The sequence below is a fragment of the Paraburkholderia aspalathi genome (assembly GCF_905220735.1).
GTDB classification, from domain to species: domain Bacteria; phylum Pseudomonadota; class Gammaproteobacteria; order Burkholderiales; family Burkholderiaceae; genus Paraburkholderia; species Paraburkholderia aspalathi.
Genome location: NZ_CAJNBA010000002.1, coordinates 942,626 through 962,562, shown reverse-complemented (window position 1 = coordinate 962,562; position 19,937 = coordinate 942,626). Strand labels below are relative to the sequence as shown.

The 19,937-nt window shown below is 62.4% G+C and carries 17 protein-coding genes and 1 pseudogene; 10 read left to right on the top strand and 8 right to left on the bottom strand.

From position 1 onward, the window contains the following. Positions 1-395: 395 nt before the first annotated feature. Both KHO30_RS15090 and KHO30_RS15085 read right to left on the bottom strand, forming a co-directional pair. Complete coding sequence (locus KHO30_RS15090) at positions 396-1,559, bottom strand: VOC family protein (protein ID WP_244864036.1); 1,164 nt, start codon at positions 1,557-1,559, stop codon at positions 396-398. Continuing rightward, the gene (locus KHO30_RS15085) at positions 1,502-2,452 is read right to left on the bottom strand and encodes a LysR family transcriptional regulator (protein WP_200620000.1); all 951 of its coding nucleotides are present in this window, start codon (positions 2,450-2,452) and stop codon (positions 1,502-1,504) included. Before KHO30_RS15085 ends, KHO30_RS15090 begins: the two co-directional genes overlap by 58 nt. A 113-nt stretch (positions 2,453-2,565) precedes the next feature. Between KHO30_RS15085 and KHO30_RS15080 the strand changes: the two genes are divergently transcribed. Together KHO30_RS15080 and KHO30_RS15075 are read left to right on the top strand one after the other, a co-directional pair. Beyond that, complete coding sequence (locus tag KHO30_RS15080) at positions 2,566-3,756, top strand: M20 aminoacylase family protein (RefSeq protein WP_211701427.1); 1,191 nt, start codon at positions 2,566-2,568, stop codon at positions 3,754-3,756. Positions 3,757-3,817: 61 nt separating this feature from the next. Further along, positions 3,818-5,092, top strand: coding sequence for an MFS transporter (locus KHO30_RS15075; protein ID WP_093642582.1), 1,275 nt, complete (start codon positions 3,818-3,820; stop codon positions 5,090-5,092). 72 nt (positions 5,093-5,164) lie between these two features. On the opposite strand, the gene KHO30_RS15070 is transcribed toward KHO30_RS15075, so the two are convergent. Beyond that, complete coding sequence (locus KHO30_RS15070) at positions 5,165-6,178, bottom strand: LysR family transcriptional regulator (RefSeq protein WP_200651722.1); 1,014 nt, start codon at positions 6,176-6,178, stop codon at positions 5,165-5,167. A gap of 103 nt (positions 6,179-6,281) precedes the next feature. On the opposite strand from KHO30_RS15070, the gene KHO30_RS15065 reads away from it, so the two are divergent. The 6 genes from KHO30_RS15065 to KHO30_RS15040 all read left to right on the top strand — a co-directional run bounded on the left by KHO30_RS15065 (position 6,282) and on the right by KHO30_RS15040 (position 12,638). Continuing rightward, positions 6,282-7,358: an ABC transporter ATP-binding protein gene (locus tag KHO30_RS15065; RefSeq protein ID WP_211701426.1), complete on the top strand. Its 1,077-nt coding sequence runs from the start codon at positions 6,282-6,284 to the stop codon at positions 7,356-7,358. A gap of 78 nt (positions 7,359-7,436) precedes the next feature. After that, on the top strand, positions 7,437-8,150 hold the full coding sequence (locus KHO30_RS15060) for an HAD-IA family hydrolase (RefSeq protein ID WP_054042905.1): 714 nt from the start codon (positions 7,437-7,439) through the stop codon (positions 8,148-8,150). Between the two features lie 4 nt (positions 8,151-8,154). Beyond that, a complete protein-coding gene (locus KHO30_RS15055) occupies positions 8,155-9,492 on the top strand; it encodes an NAD(P)/FAD-dependent oxidoreductase (protein ID WP_211701425.1) in 1,338 nt (445 codons plus the stop codon). A gap of 38 nt (positions 9,493-9,530) precedes the next feature. Continuing rightward, entirely contained in the window at positions 9,531-10,397 is an 867-nt protein-coding gene (locus KHO30_RS15050; RefSeq protein WP_244864035.1) for an ABC transporter permease, read from the top strand. After that, positions 10,394-11,188, top strand: a complete 795-nt coding sequence (locus KHO30_RS15045; RefSeq protein ID WP_211701423.1) for an ABC transporter permease — start codon at positions 10,394-10,396, stop codon at positions 11,186-11,188. Before KHO30_RS15050 ends, KHO30_RS15045 begins: the two co-directional genes overlap by 4 nt. A gap of 22 nt (positions 11,189-11,210) precedes the next feature. Then, a complete protein-coding gene (locus KHO30_RS15040; protein ID WP_211701422.1) occupies positions 11,211-12,638 on the top strand; it encodes an aldehyde dehydrogenase family protein in 1,428 nt (475 codons plus the stop codon). A gap of 53 nt (positions 12,639-12,691) precedes the next feature. Here the strand turns inward: KHO30_RS15040 and KHO30_RS15035 are convergent. Both KHO30_RS15035 and KHO30_RS15030 read right to left on the bottom strand, forming a co-directional pair. Next, a pseudogene (locus tag KHO30_RS15035) lies at positions 12,692-14,404 on the bottom strand (GMC family oxidoreductase); the annotation flags it as partial. A gap of 93 nt (positions 14,405-14,497) precedes the next feature. Next, the gene (locus tag KHO30_RS15030; RefSeq protein WP_093642607.1) at positions 14,498-15,556 is read right to left on the bottom strand and encodes an ABC transporter substrate-binding protein; all 1,059 of its coding nucleotides are present in this window, start codon (positions 15,554-15,556) and stop codon (positions 14,498-14,500) included. A 157-nt stretch (positions 15,557-15,713) separates the two neighbouring features. Here KHO30_RS15030 and KHO30_RS15025 point away from each other — a divergent pair, with 157 nt between their 5' ends. Then, a complete protein-coding gene (locus KHO30_RS15025; RefSeq protein WP_211701420.1) occupies positions 15,714-16,007 on the top strand; it encodes a sulfite exporter TauE/SafE family protein in 294 nt (97 codons plus the stop codon). 44 nt (positions 16,008-16,051) lie between these two features. After that, positions 16,052-16,825, top strand: coding sequence for a transporter substrate-binding domain-containing protein (locus KHO30_RS15020; protein WP_211701419.1), 774 nt, complete (start codon positions 16,052-16,054; stop codon positions 16,823-16,825). A 49-nt stretch (positions 16,826-16,874) separates the two neighbouring features. On the opposite strand, the gene KHO30_RS15015 is transcribed toward KHO30_RS15020, so the two are convergent. From KHO30_RS15015 to KHO30_RS15005, 3 genes are all read right to left on the bottom strand, one after another. Beyond that, entirely contained in the window at positions 16,875-18,212 is a 1,338-nt protein-coding gene (locus KHO30_RS15015) for an NAD(P)/FAD-dependent oxidoreductase (RefSeq protein ID WP_211701418.1), read from the bottom strand. Between the two features lie 26 nt (positions 18,213-18,238). Beyond that, positions 18,239-19,045 carry an amino acid ABC transporter permease gene (locus KHO30_RS15010; protein WP_211701417.1) on the bottom strand — a complete coding sequence of 269 codons (807 nt, stop codon included), beginning with the start codon at positions 19,043-19,045 and terminating at the stop codon, positions 18,239-18,241. A 64-nt stretch (positions 19,046-19,109) separates the two neighbouring features. Further along, on the bottom strand, positions 19,110-19,928 hold the full coding sequence (locus KHO30_RS15005) for an ABC transporter substrate-binding protein (protein ID WP_200619988.1): 819 nt from the start codon (positions 19,926-19,928) through the stop codon (positions 19,110-19,112). Positions 19,929-19,937: the final 9 nt, after the last annotated feature.

Sequence of the window (19,937 nt, the reverse complement as noted above, 5' to 3'; positions counted from 1 at the left end):
TCCTGTCCGTCGCAGCCATCGCAGCCTCCGGCGCCGGAGGATCGACGCCGGGTAAGCTTATGCCGCCTCGAAGCGGACATTTGAACTTGGCTAAAAGCGGACATTACAACTTAGCCTCTACAACTTAATTGTTGATAATTTATATTATGTAAAATTATCAACGGCTGAGAACACTCTCGTCCACGCCTTTCCGTTTGCTCATCACCGATCACCAGATTGTTCGGTCGAACACTGCACCTGATTCGCTGAGCCTATTTGGATCAGAGCCAATTAAACCACTTGGGGTCGACGTCACGCTCGTTCATCCACGTTGATCGTCTCGATGCGTCGCTTGTCATTAATGCGTTGGTCGCGCGACGTTTCGCTGGTCGCACCGACGAAGCTGGTCGCGCCGACTAGAACACGCCTCTGCGCGCGTCGCCACCCATGCGGTAGTTCCTGTTACTTTGATCCGGATTTCGATTCACCAGAGGTCGCGCATAGAGCGGATGACGCAGACTACGTACCTCATGCTCGAGCTTGAAGCAATGCGCGCCGCTCACGGGATCGATGACGTCGGCGAAGCGATATTGATGAGGCTCCTCGTCATAAACCAGCCCGCGCGCAGCGAGTCGTGCGTAGGGCTCGGAGAAGTTTGCGACATAGATCTGGATATGATGTCCATCGTATTCCAGGTTGGCAGCTGGCGTTTCTGAATAGATAAGCTGCTGATGCGTCCCGACCGCAATTGCCGTCTGCTGCGAACCGTTGTGGTCGCGGACCTCGACGGACGCATTGAATACCTCGCGGTAAAAAGCGGCAATCGACCCCGCGCAACCGAGCGGCACATCAAGTTGCACATAAGCAATGCCGAGATCGATGCGCGACCACGGAGCGTTCGACTGATCGGGATTCGGATCAAGGCAGTCGTAGCGGTTTCCCCACGGACAGGTGATCTCTACACGGTCTGCCCGCTCCGTCCATCCGAACGCGGTTCGATCGAGTACGGGCCGAACTGCGCGCAGCCGTGCGACCAGCGATTCGCGCTTGCCCACGATCAGTGCCACGTGTCCGCGCAGTCGCTGCGCGTCGCCGTGCGGCAAGTGAATCTGTGAACGACCGATGTTGATCCACATATTGTTCAGGCCGGTCATCAGATAAGGATCTCGCGTGAGTCCAAGTCCGCTGACATAGAACGCAGTCGCGAGACTCTGGTCCGGTATCGTGAGGTTGATATGCTCGAGCAGCACCAGATTGCCTATGTCTTCATGTGCGTAGTCGGAAGGTTGCATCTGATCGCCTTCGAAGGTTTTTACAAGTGAAGCGACGCAAGGATTGGGAAAGCATCTGGATGGCCTGCGCGACCCATCGCTAAGTTTGGCGTTACTCAGTACGAAAATGTAAGACTCCGCACTGAGCAACGCAACCGCACCGATAAACACGAATCCACTGACAAACGAGTCAGATGGATATCTTGAAGCAAAATTCGGGTGGAGAAGCCATGACACGTGTGTCCATAGCATTAATCTTTCCCAGCCGCCGCCCACCCCCTCTGCATCGCCCCCACCAACTGCTTCCACAAAAACTCCGCCGCCGGCGACAAACGCCGGCCAACCCGGCGTATCACCTGGCTGCTGAAGTCGCGTGCAATCGGATGATCGATCTCCAGCGCAACGAGCTTGCCCGCATCGAGATATTGCCGCGCGGCATCAGTCGACATGAACGCGACCCCAAGGCCCGCTGCCGCAATCGCCTGCGCCGCGGCAAACATATCGCACCGGTAAGCCGGCGTCAGGCTGAGCCGCTCCGCGCGAATGATCGAGTCGACATACTGCTGAACGCCGAAACGCGGTGGCATAAAAATCAGGCGGGCATCGGCAAGCTGCTCGAAGCGGATACGCTGCAGTCCCGCCAGCGGATGCCGCGGACTCACGAACGCGCAGAACGGCGCGGCGCGAAACGTGCGCGAGCGTATCGCCGGGTCCCTCGCCCCGCCCGCGCATAGGCCAAGATCGACCTCGTCGTTGCGAACCATCGCGATGATTTCGGACGTCGCGCCGGTATGCAGATCGACGACGATATCCGGAAACTGTGCGCTAAACCGCTCGAGCACGATCGCCATCAGATTGCCGACAAACCCTTCGCCGCACCCGATGCCGATCCGTCCGCGCCGCAGCCCCCGATAGTCCTCCAGTTGCACCAGCATCTCTGCGTCGCGGCGCCGGCTTTCACGAAAGTGATCGACGAGACTCAGGCCGATTTCCGTGAGCGTCACGCGTCGGCCCTGCCGCTCGAGCAGCGCCACGCCGTGCGCGCGCTCCAACTGCGTCACCTGCCGGCTGATCACCGACGCATTGATGCCGAGCGCGTCCGCCGCCGCCCGCACGCCACCATGCACGGCGATTTCATGCAGATAGCGCAGGCTGCGCGGATTGAGGGCGCCTGTTTGAGGGATATCGGTGTCGGTTGACATGCTTTCTCGACTGTTGACATTCAAGTCAACATTATCGACCGAAAGACGTCATTGATCGCACGTTTTTGCAGCGAAATACTGACGCTTCGCTTTCTATATGCACGTCAATCCAAATGCCCAATACCCAGCACTTTTGCACGCTCGATGAAACCAGCGATCTGAACGATGAATTGCGCGGCATCCGCCACCGTTTGCACCAGCATCCTGAACTGGCTTACCAGGAGTTCCAGACATCGGATCTTGTCGCCGAAGCGCTCGAAAGTTGGGGTTACGAAGTCACGCGCGGTCTGGGCGGAACGGGCATGGTTGCGTCGCTGAAGTCGGGAACGGGGTCGCGGGCCGTTGCGGTACGTGCCGATATGGACGCCCTGCCTATCACTGAGGCCACGGGCCTGCCCTATTCCAGCGTTCACCCGGGCAAAATGCACGCATGCGGTCACGACGGTCACACGGCGATGGTCCTTGGTGCAGCGCGGCATCTGGCACGCACGCGCCGCTTTGACGGAACCGTCCATTTAGTCTTCCAGCCCGCTGAGGAAGTCGGCTCGGATAGCGGCGCGCAACGCATGATCGCCGACGGTCTGTTCGAGCGCTTCCCCTGCGAGGCCATCTTCGGCCTGCACAATCATCCGGGCGCACCGGCGGGCACGTTCATGTTCCGCAGCGGTCCGTTCATGGCCGCATGCGATACCGTCGACATCACGATCCACGGCCGCGGCGGTCACGCTGCCCGCCCCCATCTCGCCACCGATCCGCTCGTGATCGGCGCAGGACTCGTGACGGCGCTGCAAACCGTCGTGTCGCGCAACATCGATCCGATGCAGCCCGCCGTGGTCACGATCGGTGCGTTCAATGCGGGACACGCACCCAATGTGATCCCCGAAACGGCGCGTCTTCAACTGAGCGTGCGCTCGTTCGATCCCGAAGTGCGCAAGCTGCTCGAAACACGCATCCGCGCGCTCGCCAATGCGCATGTGCAAGCGCACGGCGCCAGCGTCGAGATCGACTATGTGCCGGGCTACCCGGTGCTCGTCAACAGCACGCAGGAGACTGAATTCGCGTTACAGGTCGCACGCGAACTGGTGGGCGACGAACGCGTGGTCGACGGCTTTGGTCCGATCGCGGGCAGCGAGGACTTCGCCTATTACCTGCAAAAGAAGCCGGGCTGCTTCCTGCGCGTGGGCAACGGCAAGGACACGCCCATGCTGCACAACGCGAAGTACGACTTCAACGACGACAACCTGACCGTCGGCGCCGCATTCTGGACGCGGCTGGTCGAGCGGTTTCTTGCGTCGAAAGTCTAAGCGCCCATCAGAAAGCGCAGACGGATCCATCATAAATACACCTACGGTGAGGACCTAAACCATGTCAACCCAGCCTCTGACGTCGTCCGGCACGATTGCGGTTTCGCAGACCCGCATTGTCGTGGCGGCCGTCGTCGGCAATCTGCTCGAGTTCTTCGATTTCACGGTCTACAGCTTTTTCGCGCTGACCATCGCAAAGCTGTTCTTTCCGTCGCAGGATCCCGTCGTGTCGACGTTGCTGGCGTTATCGGCGTTCGCGATCGGCTTCGTGGCGAGGCCGGTCGGCGGCTTCGTGCTCGGCCATTACGCGGACAAGCGCGGGCGCCGGGCCGCGCTCACGCTGACGATCTTCCTGATGGCAGTCGGCTCCGCAGCGATCGGTCTCGCGCCGACCTACGAAACCATCGGCATTGCTGCGCCCGCGTTGATCGTGGTGGCGCGCCTCGTGCAGGGTTTTGCGCAGGGCGGCGAGTTTGGCGCGGCCACCGCGACCCTGCTGGAAACAGGTTCTGCAAAAGGGCGTGGCTTTCGCGCAAGCTGGCAGCTGGCGAGCCAGGGCGCGGCCGCCCTGCTCGGCTCGGGTATGGCTGCGTTGCTCACCTATCATTTGACCGGTCCGCAGCTGCTCGATTGGGGATGGCGCGTTCCGTTTCTGGCCGGCACGCTGATCATGCCCGTGGGCGTGTATCTGCGCCGGCATATCGTGGACGATGAGCCCGTCAAAACGGAGCACTCGCGCTTCGAACCGGCCCTCGTGCGCAAATGGTTTTTGACGGTCTTCGCGATCATGGGCATGACAGTCGCGACCTACGTGCTGATGTACTACATCCCCACCTACTCGATTCAGTATCTGAAGATGCCGCCCAAGCTGTCGATGCTGGTCTCGATTGGCGCCGCCTGTGTCTCGCTGCTCATGTGCCCGATCTGGGGCGCGCTGTCGGACCGCATGGGCCGTAGAAAGCCGCTGACCGTGCTGGGACGCGTAGTGCTGATCGCGCTGCTGTATCCCGCGTTCTGGCTGATGAACCAGTTTCCGACGCTGCCGGTCGTCACCGGCCTGATCGTCCTTCTGATGTTCTTCTACACGATGGGTTCGGCGCCCGCGTATGCGCTCATGCCGGAAAACTTCCCGAAACATGTGCGCGCAGGCTATCTGGCAAGCGCGTATGCCGTGGCGGTGTCGGTGTTCGGCGGCACGGCGCAGCTCGTCGTCGCGTGGCTTATCAAGGTGACGGGCAATACGATGGCGCCGGCCTGGTACATGATTGCGTGCGTCATCATTTCGCTCTGCGCCGTGACGATGCTCGAAGAAACCGGCGGACGCGATCTGGCCTGATTGTGTCGGGGAGTGCGGGCCTGGAAATCAGGGCCGGCTGGAACAACGAGGGGCGGACCTCCTGCCGCGCAATCAAGGCGTGGCTGCCTTAACCCTTCGCCCATCATCCTGGCCCGGCCCGATCACGAGCCCCGCCTCTGCCAGCAAACGCCGCAGTCCCAGCTTCGGATAATTGCGGTCGACGGCCCGCACATCGGCACGCGTCTCCTCGATGATCCAGTCGCGCACATCCGCTGCAACCGGCCGCAACGGCCGATTCTCCGGCCACACCAGACAGCAGCGCCGGTTCGTCACGATCAATTCCTCCTCGGACGGGAGCAGCGCGCCCTCGAGAAGCCAATGCGACACGACATTGAGCCAGCCAAGCGCGACGCCCTGCCCCAGCAGCGCCGCCTGCACGACGATCGCGTAGTCGTTGAAGCTCAGCATGCTCGCCACGTGCCGCCCGTGTGCCGCGAACGTGGCGAAGCGCTCATGCCAGCCGCGCTCGCCGTCGTCCATCACGATCACCGTGTCGCCGTGCTCACGGCCCGTCTGCGTCGCGGCCGTCTCGTGATAACGCCGGTTGCACACCGGCAGTAGCGTCTCCGGCATCACCAGCACACTGTTCTCGCCAATTTCGTCCTCACGCAAGAAGCGCATGCCGAGATCGACATCGACGAGCGGCCCACCGATACGCCCCGAGATCAGCTGAAACCGCAAATCGACATTCGGAAACGCCTGGTTCAGCCGGCTCATGCGCGGCATCAGCCAGTGCGTAGTAAACGCGGTGGACACCGAGAGCGTGACGGACTCGACGCCCGTCGCACGCGCCTCGATCTCCCGTATCGCGCCTTCTATGCCATTGAAGCCTTCCGAGATCTTCCGGTAGAGGATCTTGCCGTTCTCGGTCAGCTCGATCCCACCCCGCACGCGCTCGAAAAGGCGCACGCCGAGATGGTCTTCCATGCGCGCCAGCATGCGGCTCACCGCGGGCTGACTCACATATAACTCCTGCGCCGCGCGCGTGAAGTTGCCGCAGCGCGCGGCAGCTTCGAACACGAACAGCGCATTGGCGCTCGGCAGTTTTTTGCGAAGGTTAGGCATGATCTGATGTTATGCCTTATCCAACAATTTGGGAATTGCCGTCAATAATGACGCGGCCTATATTTTCCCTAACGCAGGCCTCTCTACAGCGAGACAGGACGCAATGGACGCACGAGCGAAAACAGGTGTTTCGATCCGATCGGCAGCGAAACGTTATGGCCCGGTCGTGGCTCTCGACGACGTGTCGCTCGACATTGCCCCGGGCGAATTCGTCTCGCTGCTCGGTCCTTCGGGGTCAGGCAAGACCACCCTGCTCGGCATTCTCGGCGGCTTCGTGCAGCCGAGTTCGGGTGCGGTCTGGGTCGGTGAGCGCGACATTACATTTGCGCCGCCGCACAAACGCGACATCGGCATCGTCTTTCAGAACTACGCGCTTTTTCCGCACATGAGCGTCGGCGAGAACGTGGCGTTTCCGTTGCGCGCGCGCCGTCAGCCCAAAGCGACGTGGGCGAAGAAGGTCGCCGATGCGCTCGCCATGGTCGAACTCTCGGGCTACGAAAAGCGCGGCATCGGCCAACTGTCCGGCGGCCAGCGGCAGCGAGTGGCGCTCGCCCGCGCGATGGTCTTCGAGCCACAACTGATCCTGATGGACGAGCCGCTCTCCGCGCTCGACAAGCAACTGCGCGAAACCATGCAGATCGAGCTACGGCGGTTGCATCGCAAGCTCGGCGCGACGATCGTTTATGTGACGCACGATCAGCGCGAGGCGCTCACCATGAGCGACCGCGTGGCCGTGCTGAAGAACGGCCGGCTCGTGCAGATCGACACGCCTGAGCGGCTCTACGACCGCCCGTGCGACGCGTTCGTGGCGAGCTTCATCGGTGAGGCGACGCTGCTCGCCGTGACGCGCGCCGGCGACGATGCCGTGCGTCTCGGCGATACGGTTCTGCGCACCGCGCACCCGCTGCCGCGCGGCGACAAGCTGCTGCTCGCGGTGCAAACCGAAAAACTCGTGATCGACAACGGCGAGCGGCGCGACGGCGTGAATCGTCTGTCGTGCCACGTTACCGAAGTGCTGTACCAGGGCGAAAGCCTGCGCGTGTTCGCAACGCTCGCCGACGGCACCGCCATCAGCCTCAGGCAGCCCGGCGGCCACGACGCGCGCCGGCGCATTCCGGAACCGGGCGCGCCGATGAGCGTCGTTCTCGATCCGCAGGACACCATCGTCGTGCCCGCCTGACTCCTCTCATTTTTTATCCGCCCGCGCTTGGGGCACTCCCTCTCCCGTTTTTACAGCAAACTGCAAAAGGATGATTTCATGAAGCTCACCGATTTCAAGGTCCTGACGTTCGACGTCGTCGGCACACTCATCGACTTCGAGCGCGGCGTGCTCGCCTCCGTGCGGCGCCTCGGCGGGCCGGCCGCGAAGGACCTGACCGACGACCAGATCTTCGAGCCGTACATGCGCGGCCGTGCGACCCATCCGGGTCGCTCGAGCCATGAAATGGCCAACGTCTACCTGTCGCTGGCGAAGGAACTCGGTTTGCCCGACGACGCGCAATCGGCCGCCGCGTTCCAGCGCGACGTGCTCGAATGGCCCGCCTTCGCCGATTCGGTCGCCGCGCTCAAGCGTCTGCGCAAACACTTCCGCCTGGTTGCCATGACCAATGCGGACCGCGTCGCACTGTCGGCCTACGCACACACGCTTGGCGACCCGTTCGACGACACGGTCTGCTGTGACGAAACCGGCGTTGCCAAACCTGATCCGCAATTCTTCGCATACAACCGCGGCCGTCAGGCTGCATTCGGCTACAAGTTCGGCGAAATCCTGCACACCGCGCAAAGCCAGTACCACGACATCGGCGTCGCCACGGAACTCGGCTATGCCACTTGCTGGATCGAGCGCCGTCAGGGCAAGAAGGGCTTCGGCGCCACGCCGGTGCCTGAGGCTGTCACGACGCCGACGTTCACGTTCCCGACGCTCGCCGAGCTCGCGGACGCCGTCGAAGCCGAAGCGCGCCTCGCCGCCTGAGCCGATGCTCGCGCCGAAGGCACGCCCCTCGCCCCTGCCCGACTCGCTCTGGCAAGCGCTTGCTGCGGCATCGCCCGATGGGGGCGCGGCGGTCAGCACCGGCGCGCCGCTCGCGCGCGATCTCGACGTCGAAGTCGCAGTGATCGGCGCCGGCTACTCGGGCCTCGCCGCAGCCTATGCGCTGCAAAAACGTGGCGTCGGTTGCGCAGTACTCGACGCGAACGTGGTCGGCTGGGGGGCGAGCGGGCGCAATGGCGGCGTGGTGTCGTCGAAATTCAGGCTGTCGTTTCCCACGATCGACCAGTTGCATGGCCTCGATACCGCGAAGCGTATGCATCGGCTCGCGCATGAAGGCGTGCGGGTGGTCGAATCGCTGGTCGACGAGTTCGGGCTCACGCAGGCCCGCTTCGAGCACACGGGCAGCCTGCGCTGCGCGCACACCGAGCGCGCGCTCGCGGCGATCTGCGCCGAAGCCGACTGGGTACGCGCGACGCTCGGTGATACATCGATGAGCGTGCAGTTGCGCGCCGAAGTCGAGCGCGAGACGGGGTCGAAGGGTTTTGTTGGCGGCGTGCTGAGCAAGGATGCCGGCACGATCCTGCCGCTCGAATACTTGCGCGGACTCGCGCGCGGCATGACGCTGCGCGGCGTGCCGATTTACGAATCGACGCCGGTACTGCAGATGCATCGCGCGCCCGGCGATACGCACGTGACGTTGCGCACGCCAGGCGGTACGGTGCGTGCGAAGCAGGTGATCGTCGCGACCAATGCCTATTCGGATCTCACGCCGGCCACCTCGCCGTATCAACGCGAACTCGTGCCGTTCCGCAGCGCAATGATCGCCACCGAGCGCCTGCCCGCCGATCTCGACGCGCGCCTGATGGTCGAACGCCGCAGTTACACGGAAACGCGCCGCATGATGAAGTGGTTCCGCAAGGTGGACGGCCGCATGCTGTTCGGCGGCCGCGACGCGTTCGGCAAGGAAGGCCAGACGACCGGCTTCGATGGGCTGCAGCGGGCGATGGTCGCGCTCTTTCCCGATCTCGCGGATGTACCCGTGGCGTATCGCTGGTCGGGCTACGTCGGCATGACGTTCAATTCGCTGCCGCATGTCGGGCGCAGCGACGATGCCACGACCTTCTGTCTGGGGTATAACGGAGCAGGTGTCGCGATGGCCAGCCTGCTCGGACAGCATGCCGCCGCGCTCGCCCTCGGCGAGACGCCCGAGCTTTCGCTGCTCGGCGCGCCTGGTTTGCGGCCCGTGCCTTTTCATTCGCTGCGCGCGCCGGGTGTGAGGCTCGTCGCCGCGTGGTATCAGTTTCTCGACGCCGTAGGTGCATGATGACGACCGCCAAACGGATGCTCCAAGGACACTCATTAATGCAGGCCACCGAGTCCGATCCCGCCGTGCGCTACCAGCGGCGCGAAGATCGCACGATGCTTCTTCTGATGGCACCGGCGCTCCTTGTGATCGTCGTGCTGCTCGTCGTGCCGCTCGCCTGGCTGTCGTGGCAGTCGATCTATCACGACGGCTTCACGCTTGAGAACTACCGGCGCATGTTCTCGGGCGCCTACCTCGAAACCTTCCTGCTCACATTCAAACTGAGCATCATCGTGACCGTCATCACGCTTGTGCTCGGCTATCCGGTGGCCTACTTCGCGGCTTCAGTGTCGCCGAAGCTGAGTGCGCTTGTGCTCGGCATGGTCATCCTGCCGTTCTGGACGAGCGTGCTCGTGCGCACTTACGCGTGGCTCGTGTTGCTGCAGCGCACGGGCCTCGTCAACAAGGCCTTGATCGCCTCGGGCCTGATCGAGCGGCCGGTGCAGCTCGCCTATAACCAGTTCGGCACGATCATCGCGATGGTTCATATCCTGTTGCCGTTCATGGTGCTGCCGCTCTATTCGGCCATGCAGAAGATTCCGCCGAATCTCTCGCAGGCGGGCGCGAGTCTGGGCGGCTCGCCGCTGCATGTGTTCATGCGCGTGTTCCTGCCGCTTTCAATGAGCGGTGTGTTCGCCGGCGTCACCCTCGTGTTCGTGCTGTGCCTCGGCTTCTACATCACACCCGAGTTGATGGGCGGCGGCAAGTCGATCATGGTGTCGATGGTGGTGAGCCGCAACGTCGAGATCTATAACAGCTGGGGCGCGGCGAGCGCGGTGAGCGTCGTGCTGCTAATCTGCGTGTTCGCGATTTTCTACGCCGCGAGCCGCGTGGTGCCACTCGAAAAGACCCTGGGCGCGAAATGACAAAGCTCTCGTTCGGACGGATCGTCCTTGGCGCGGCGGTCGTGCTGATCCTCCTGTTCCTCATGGTGCCGGTGCTGATCGTCGTACCGCTGTCGTTCTCGGACACGCGCTTCATGACCTTCCCCCCGCCCGCCTATTCGCTGCGCTGGTATCACTCCTTCTTCGACAACCCCGCGTGGATCGACGCCGCGCGCACCACCCTGACCGCCTCGATCTGCGCCGCACTGCTCGCCACACCGCTCGGCGTGTGTGCCGCCTATGCAATCCAGAACGGCACCCATTGGATCATGCGCTATCTGCGCACGCTGCTGATGCTGCCGTTGATGGTGCCGATCATCATCGTCGCGGTGGGCGTGTTTTTCGTCTACTCGCAGGCCGGCTACGTGAATACGCTCGGCGGGCTGATTCTCGCGGATACGATGCTCGGGCTGCCGTATGTGCTGATCTCGGTCGGCGCCGATCTTCGCACCTTCGACCGCACCCAGGAGATGGTCGCCCGCAGCCTCGGCATGAATCGCTTTCGCAGCTTCATGACGGTGACGCTGCCGCAGATCAAGGCGAGTGTGATCTCGGGCGCCGTGTTCGTGTTCATTCAGGCGCTCGACGAAACAGTGGTCGCACTCTTCGTGTCGGGCGGCTCGAACCAGACGCTGACGCGCCGCATGTTCGTCACGCTGCGCGACGAGATCGATCCGACCATCGCCGCGATTAGCACCATGCTCACGGCGCTGACGCTGTGCCTCGTGATGATCGTCGTGATAAGCCGGCGCTCCGGCGCGGCGCGCGCCTGACCTCCACCTACACACCTATCACATGATCAATGCACTGAAGTTCTATATCGACGGCGCGTGGGTCGAGCCGTCGGGCACGGCACGCCTGCCCGTCGTCGATCCCTGCACCGAAGAAGCGTTCGCTGAAGTGGCAATGGGCACACCCGCCGACATCGATCGCGCGGTTGCTGCGGCAAAACGCGCGTTCACGTCGTTCTCGCAGACCACGCCCGCCGAGCGCCTCGCGCTGATCCGCCGCATTCTCGAGGTTTTTCTTGAACGTCACGACGAGATGGGCGACACGATCTCGCGCGAACTGGGCGCCCCGCGCGCGATGGCGCACGCATGGCAGGCGGGAATCGGACGGCGGCATCTAGACGAATTGATCCGCACGTGCGAAACGTTCGCGTGGCAACGCAAAAAAGGCACCACGCTCGTCAATCACGAACCGGTGGGTGTCGTCGCGCTCATCACGCCGTGGAACTGGCCGATCAATCAGATCGTCTGCAAGGCTGCGCCCGCGATTGCGGCCGGCTGCACGATGGTGCTGAAACCCAGCGAAGTGACGCCGCTTAACGCCCTGTTGTTCGCGGAGATTCTTGACGCCGCGGGCGTGCCGCCGGGAGTCTTCAATCTCGTGAACGGCGATGGACCGACCGTTGGTGCGGCGCTTGCAGCGCATCCCGATGTCGACATGGTGTCGTTCACCGGCTCGACGCGCGCGGGCATCGAGATCGCGAAGCTCGCGGCGCCGACCGTCAAGCGCGTACATCAGGAGCTGGGTGGCAAGTCGGCCAACATTCTGCTGGACGACGTCGACTTTGAAGCCGCCGTGACGGCGGGCGTCAACTCGTGCTTCAACAACAGCGGCCAGTCGTGCAATGCACCGACGCGCATGCTGGTGCCGGAGGCGCGCCATGACGAGGCGGTGGCGATTGCCCGGCGGGCGGCGGAAGCACATCGCGTCGGCCCCGCAGACCACGAGCGCACGACGATGGGGCCGGTTGTCAGCAGCGTGCAGTTCGAGCGCGTGGAACGCTTGATCGCGGCCGGCATCGACGAGGGCGCGCAAGTCGTGACCGGTGGCCTCGGTCGTCCGCACGGTCTCGAACGCGGCTATTACGTGCAACCGACTGTGTTCGCGAACGTGCGTCCGTCTATGACGATCGCGCGCGAAGAGATCTTCGGGCCCGTGCTCGCGATCATGCCGTATCGCGACGAAGATGATGCGATCGCGATTGCGAACGAAAGTCCCTTCGGCCTCGCAGCCTATGTGCAATCCGCCGATCACGAGCGTGCGCGGCGCGTAGCGTTCAGGTTGCGGGCGGGCAGCGTGTACCTGAACTACCCGTCGTGGGATGCCGGCTCGCCTTTCGGCGGCTACAAGCAGTCAGGCAATGGGCGCGAATACGCCGAGTGGGGGCTTGAGGCGTTTCTCGAGGTGAAAGGCATCGTGGGGTATGGGGACTGAGGGCTGCGGCGCTCGACGGGCCACCTTCCCTTTCTCGACCCAGCAAGTCCCTAGGCGCGGCCACGCAGCATATCCGCGATGCGCTCCGCGATCATGATGGTCGGGATATTCGTGTTGGCGCACGGTATTGACGGCATCAGCGACGCATCACACACATAAAGCCCGTTCACGCCATACACGGCGCCACGCGCATCGCACACAGCGAGCGGATCGTCGACGGCGCCAATCCGGCAGGTTCCCGACGGATGCCAGGTGCAGCCAACCGAGCGCGTGACGAATTGCGTCAAGGCACGGTCGTCCGCGAGCAGGTCGTTCAGCGTCACGCCCTGAGTGACCACGCGTCGCACCAGCCACGCGCGAAACGGACCCGCGATATCCAATAGCGCGCTCAGCGTGCCGCGTTGCAACGCATTCCACGCACCCGGCACGGCCACACTCGCGACACGCGGCGAATAGCTCGAAGGTAGAAGCGTCGAGCGATGCTTCGCCATTAGCGGATCGGCCAGCGTTTCAGCGCCGAAGCGCAGCGCGCCCTTCAGACGTTCGAGATCGCGAGCATCGGACAGCATGTTGAAATCGACAGCAGGCTCGCTATGCGGACTCGCCGACATGAGCGTCACCCGGCCGCGCGAGTAGGACTTGTTCACCCAGAAAAAGATCGTACCGAGCCGGTGGCCCACCGAATGCCAGCCCGAACGCGACAGGATCGCACCGTGCATGTCGCCGGGCACGGTGCCGTGCATGCCTGACGAAAAGCGCACGATGGCCTGCTCGTGATGCTCGTCGGGAAACGGCGTGCGGGCGGCCCGCGGCAAAACTGCGGAAACAGCGATCGACGGATGCTCCATCAGATTGCCGCCGACGCCAGCCCGGTCCGCGCGCACTTCGATACCGAGCGCGGCGAGTTCAGCGGCCGGGCCGATGCCGCTTCGCATCAGCAGCGCGGGACTGTGGATCGCGCCGGCGCAGACGATTACATACGCGGCGCGCAATTCGTCGCTGGCGCCATCCCTGCCCTCGCCACCCTCGCCACCCTCGCCACCCTCGCTGCCGACGATGCGCGCACCGACTGCGCGCGTGCCATCGAACAGCACGCGCTCGACGAGCATTCCGGTTCGGATTTGGAGGTTCGGACGGGCACGCACGGCATCGTCGAGATAACAGACCGACGTCGGGATCCGCTCGCCGGCCTCGCTCACCGCGATCGATCCGATGAACGTACCGTCCTCCCACCCGCCGTTCTGATCGTCACGCCGCACGTGGCCGCGCGCTGCGAGCGTGGCGAGCACCGCGCGCACGAAGGGCGAAATGCGTGCCCAGTTCGTGCGCTGAATGCGAACCGGGCCGCTCTTGCCGTGCAGTTCGCCGTCGAAGTCGCAATCGGATTCGAGTTTGCGGAAGTACGGCAGGCAGGCGTTCCAGTTCCACCCGTGCGCGCCAAGCGCGTGCCATTCGTCGTAATCGGCGGGCGCGCCGCGATTCGCCATCAACGCATTGATTGCCGAACCACCGCCGAGCAGGCGCGCCTGTTCGTAGCGTCGTGTCGTTGCCGACATGCTCATGCGCGCCTTCAGGCGCTGCCAGATGTTCGCCGTGTCGAGATAGGCGCGACCAGGATACCGGCTGCGCACGGCAGCCGGCATGTCCGTCTGCGAGATATTGCGGCCGGCCTCGACGAGGCAGACGGTCTTGCCGGCGTCTTCGGACAGGCGCGCGGCGAGCACGCAGCCCGCCGAACCGCCACCGAGAATCAGATAGTCGATCACATTCGATGATTACGCGGGCGTTGAAACGTGCGGAACGGGTGAGCAAAACGTGCGCGCGAGCCTTGAGCCCGCGCGTCGACGTCAGCCCGCGCCTTACTGCATGAACTTGAGCCAGCGCGCCTTCGCCTGAATGCCGGCGTCCGAGGCCCACCACTCCTCCGACATGAGCGCCTGCTTCGCCGCGTTGTCCGGTGAGCTCGGCAGCTCGCTCGCGCGTTTCGCGTCGATCTTGCCGGTCTTGAAGGCCGCCGGATTGCCCGGGCCATAGTCGATATACAGCGGCAGATTCGCCTGCAATTCGGGCGAGACAGCGGCGTTGACGAATTTGATCGCGTCGGCCAGGTTCGGCGCGTTCTTCAGCACGCATAACTGGGTGTTCTGCAGAATGCCGTCGTTGAACGTGAAGTCGATATCGGGGTTGTCTTTACGCACGGCGCTTGCGCGGCCGTTCCAGATCATCGTCATGTCGACTTCGCCGTCGTGCAGCAATTGTGCCGACTGCCCGCCTGAGGTCCACCAGACGGTCACGTCCGGCTTGATCTGTTGAAGCTTTTTAAACGCACGATCGACGTCGAGCGGATAAAGCTTGTCGCGCGGCACGCCGTCGGCCAGAAGCGCGGCTTCGAGCACCGTCTGCGGATCGTTGCGCAACGCACGCGTGCCGGGGAATCCCTTCACATTCCAGAAATCGGCCCAGCTCTGCGGCACTTTCTTCAACGACTTCTTGTTGTAGCCGATGACCGTCGAATAGAACTCATAGGCGACTGAATACGGCGTGCGATATTTCTCGGGCATCGCAGCCCCATTCGGGATCTTCGAGAAATCCAGCTTCTCCAGCAGGCCTTCGTGGCCGCCGCGCAGGCAGTTGGACGTCGGCGTATCGACCACGTCCCAGATCGGCTTGCCGGTTGCGGCCTGCGCCTTGATCTGCGGCCACGCGTCCGGGATGCTGTCCTGGTTCACGGTAATGTTCAGCAGTTTCGCCGCAGGATCGAGGATCGCCTTGGTCTGCGCTTCCTGATACGTGCCGCCTTGAGAAACAAAGGTAATCTTCCCCGCAGCAAAAGCAGGCGTGAGACACGCAGGCACCAGACCCGCGACACCAAGAATCAGAACCGCCGCAAGCGGGCGCAACATGGGCTTCTTGATCACGACTTTGTCCTCGAAAGGGTTAAGCGAAAGAGATCGTAAATGTAATGCGCATTGAGCCCAATATAGTGAGTCTATTTAATGGCGACAACGCCGCAATTGTTGTGGTGCCCATGACATGACGTTATGGCAAGCAAGTCGCGCCACGCACAGGCGAGACATGCGGAACATTGTCGTTGATAGAGCATCCCGACTGTCCGCCACCACGGCTTGGACGACTGGGCGTTTGTCAAAAGTAAAAAACTCTCGTGATGCTGACGATCCAAAAGATTTCCTTTTTTTGATGCAGCGGAAGCGCTCCGATAAGAATAAATTCTGCCTCGGGATAACCCTGATCGGCGGCCTGTGGGGCGCGCGTGTTGCCCAGCGCATCGACGCAAACCTGCTGCGTGTGTTGATTCTGATCTTCAGCTTTGTGATGACCGGATATTTTTTCTGGAAATTCTGGCTGTGATAATCCTTCTGAACTTTTCAATTGATTCTTGACGGAGTTGGACTATGAAATTCGTTGTCGCGTTGACTTTGCTACTCGCGCAGTCTTTTGCATTTGCACAGACGCCGCCGCCGTCTACGCTCGCGCGTGTCACGCAGAGCGGCATTCTGCGGGTGTGCACGCCGGGCGATTACAAGCCGTTCAGCTTCCAGCGCGCATCGGGTGAATTCGAAGGACTTGACGTTGATCTGATGGGATCGCTTGCCACGGCCCTCAACGCGAAACCACAATTCGTCAAGACCACCTGGGCGAACCTGCTTCCTGATTTCGTCGCAGGTAAATGCGACATCGCGGCAGGCGGCATTTCAGTTTCGCTTGAGCGGCAGAAACAGGCGTACTTCAGCACGCCGTATATGGTCAACGGCAAAACGCCGCTTACACGCTGCGAAAACGTCGCCAAATATCAGTCCATCGAAGCGATCGACCAACCGTCCGTCCGCGTGATCGCGAATCCGGGTGGCAGCAACGAGAAGTTCGCCAGGACCAAACTGAGCCACGCCCAGTTGACCATGCACTCGGACAACCTCACGATCTTCGATGAGATCATCAAGGGCCACGCGGATGTCTTCGTTACCGAAGCTGCGGAGGCAATCGTGCAGAGCAAGGCGCATCCCGAGTTATGTGCCGTCAATCCCGACAAGCCGCTGCAATATGCCGAGATGGGCTACCTGCTGCCGAACGGCGACGACGTGTTCAAACACTTTGTCGACCAGTGGCTGCATCTGAGCCAGGCGAATGGCGAGTATGCGCAAATGAGCACGAAGTGGCTCGGCAAATAATCGCCACTCTTTGCACGGATAGCTCCTTTGAAAGCGTAGAAAGACCACCTTAGAAGCCCGCGTCGATCACAATCTTCGTTCCGTCGCTGAACCGGTTGAGGCGGAACGCATGCGGGTCGACAAGCGGTGTGTCGTTCGTCACCAGATCCGCCATCAGCTTTCCGGCCGCCGGGCCGATGCCGAATCCATGCCCCGAAAACCCCGTGCCGATAAAGAGGCCCGGCACGGTATCGACACCGGAGATCACTGGAATCGCGTCCGGCGTCACGTCCATGTAGCCCGCCCAGCGCTGCGCGATTCGCGCGTGCGCCAGATGCGGGAAGACCTTGATGAACTCGCGCAAACCGGCGTCGGTGTACTTGGTGATCGGTTCGGGATCGAGCGTGCGGACCGCTTCGAACGCTGTGGGACGGTCAAGCGCCCAATGACGCGGACGGCGCAATTCATCGAAGAAACGAGCACCGATGCCGATGCGCAAAGCGCCCAGCTGGCTCTTCAACGCTTCGACATATTTGAAGAACAGACGAAAGGAATCGGGCGTGAGATCGCTATAGGTGCGGAAGCCAAAAGCGACCGTATAGCCGCCGTCGGCGCGCTTGCGAAACGCGAATTTCTTGTTACTCGCGCTACAGGTCGGGCCACCGTCGAGCGGCTCGGTGCGAAGCACGGAGGCTTTTACCAGCAGTTGCGGTACGTCGACATCCAGATTGCCGCAGAACAACCGCGACCACGCGCCACCCGCGACGACCACACTGTTGCAACGGATCGTGCCGTGCTCAGTGACGACCGCACTGACGCGCCCTGCGCTTGTTTCGATGCCACGGGCGGCGCATGGCGTCAGAATCTTGACGCCGCGTTTGCGCAACGCATTCGCGATCGCCGGCGCGGCTTTTTGCGGTTCGGCGCGGCCGTCGCCGGATGTGTAGAGTCCGCCTTTGAACGCTTTCGTCGCGCCGGGCAACAGTTCGGCAACGGCACTCCCATCCACCACGCGAGTGTCGAACTTGTCGCCTGCTACGTGGCGCGCCTTGTCGAGCCATACGTGATGACTGTCCATCACGGCGTCTTCATCGGTCATGTAGAGGATGCCGCATTGATTGAAGCCTGTGTCGATGCCGAGCGTCGCATCCATTTTCCGCCACAGCTTCAGGCTTTCGATGCTCAACGCGAACTCGCGCATGTCGCGATGCGTGACGCGCACCCAACCCCAGTTGCGACTCGATTGCTCGCCCGCAATATGGCCTTTCTCACATAGCGCGACCTGCAAGCCCTTCTCGCTCAGATAAAGGGCCGTGCTCACGCCGATAATCCCGCCGCCGATGACGACGACATCGACTTGCGCGGGCAAGGTGGTGTCGTCAGCGACCGTTTCTACTTTGGGTCCCATTGTGGCTGGTGTCCTGCCTGTGAAGACTAGTTGTGTTGATCGGCGATGCCGGCCCTGACCGGCACAGTCGAACTGGCCGAAGCCTGCGCCCTGCGCTGCCGGCGTGACAATCGTGTGCTGGAACTACCGCGCGCCGGATTCGCATGACGGTTGGTCCAGCGGTCGATGTGATTGATCGCGTGCGTGAGTGGCACGGTCACAAGCAGATACACCGCACCCGCGGCCACCAGCGGCGACAGGTTCGCGGTATTCACCGACGTGTTCTGGCCGATCGTAAACAGATCGCGTTGCGAAGTCAGCAGGCCGAGAAAATAGACCAGACTCGAATCCTTGACGATCGAAATGAACTGGTTCGCAAGCGCTGGCAAGATGCGCCGCACGCCTTGCGGCACGATCACGTGGCGCATGCTGCTCCAGTATGTCATGCCGAGCGCCTGACACGCGGACAGTTGTCCGCGCCCCACGCTTTGAATGCCGGAACGAAAAATCTCCGCGATATACGCGGATGAGATCAGCCCAAGTGCGACGATCGCAAGCGGATACGGATTGGGTCCGAAGATCGCAAGCCCCACGGGCGCGAGTCCCTGGCCGACCAGCAGGATCACGAGCGCGGCCGGCAGCCCGCGAAACACGTCGATAAACACCTGTGCGGGCAGCATCAACCAGCGCGTATGCGACACCGTCATCAACGCGAGCATCATGCCCGCGACAATCCCCAGCACAGTCGAAAACACCGATAGCACCAGTGTGTTGACGAGGCCCGTGCACAGCAACGACGGTATCGACGAGATCAGCAACGGCCAGTCGAGAAAGTTCTGCAAGAAAGCATTCATGGTGCGCTCCCTGTTGAGCGTCGGCGGCGGGTTCAGCCGCCGGTCCGCAGTCGGCCGAACTCAATCAGTTATCGGTCTTCATCGCGTACGGCGGCAGGCTCGCGGGCTTCGAATAACCCGGGTGGAACTGCAGATACAGCTTCAGCCAGGTTCCGTCCGCGACCAGTTCGCCGATGCACTTGTTCAGCGCCGCCTCGAGCTTGGCGTTGCCCTTGTGCACCGGGAAACCGGCAGGCAGGTTGACGGCGGAGATGTCGAGCTTGTCCGCGATGTTCATTTGCGGATACTTGCCCTGCAAGCCCTCCACGAGCGTTTTATCCACGAAGTAGCCATCGATGTATTTCGAGCGCATCGCGAGGAATCCCGCGTTCAGGTTCGGAAAGCGCACGATCTGCGCACCCGGCAGGTAGCTGTCCGAATACGTGTCCTCAATGGTGCCCTGCACGACGCCGATCCGTTTGCCCTTCACCGATGACGGATCGCTCGTGATCGTGCTGTCGGGCAAGGTTGCTACGCTCAGAAGACCCGTCAGATAGCCCTCTGAGAAATCGACCATCTTCAGGCGTTCCTTCGTGATCGAAATCGACCCGGCGGCCAGATCGATCTGCTGGTTCGCGACGCTCGGCAGCAGTCCGCTGAAATCCTGCGCGCGGAACTCGGCGCTCAGACCGAGCTTCGCCGCGACGGCGCGCAGCAGTTCGACGTCGAAGCCCGTCATCTTGCCGTTGTCGATATACGAATACGGCTTGTTGTTCGCATCCACGCCGGCGACCAGCTTGCCGGGCGTCAGCGTGCCGATGTCGTCGGCACGGGCGTTGCCGTGCAACGCGAGCGATAAAGGCACGACAACCGCAAAGAGGCTGAGAAGATGGCGAAAACGCATGATGTTTGC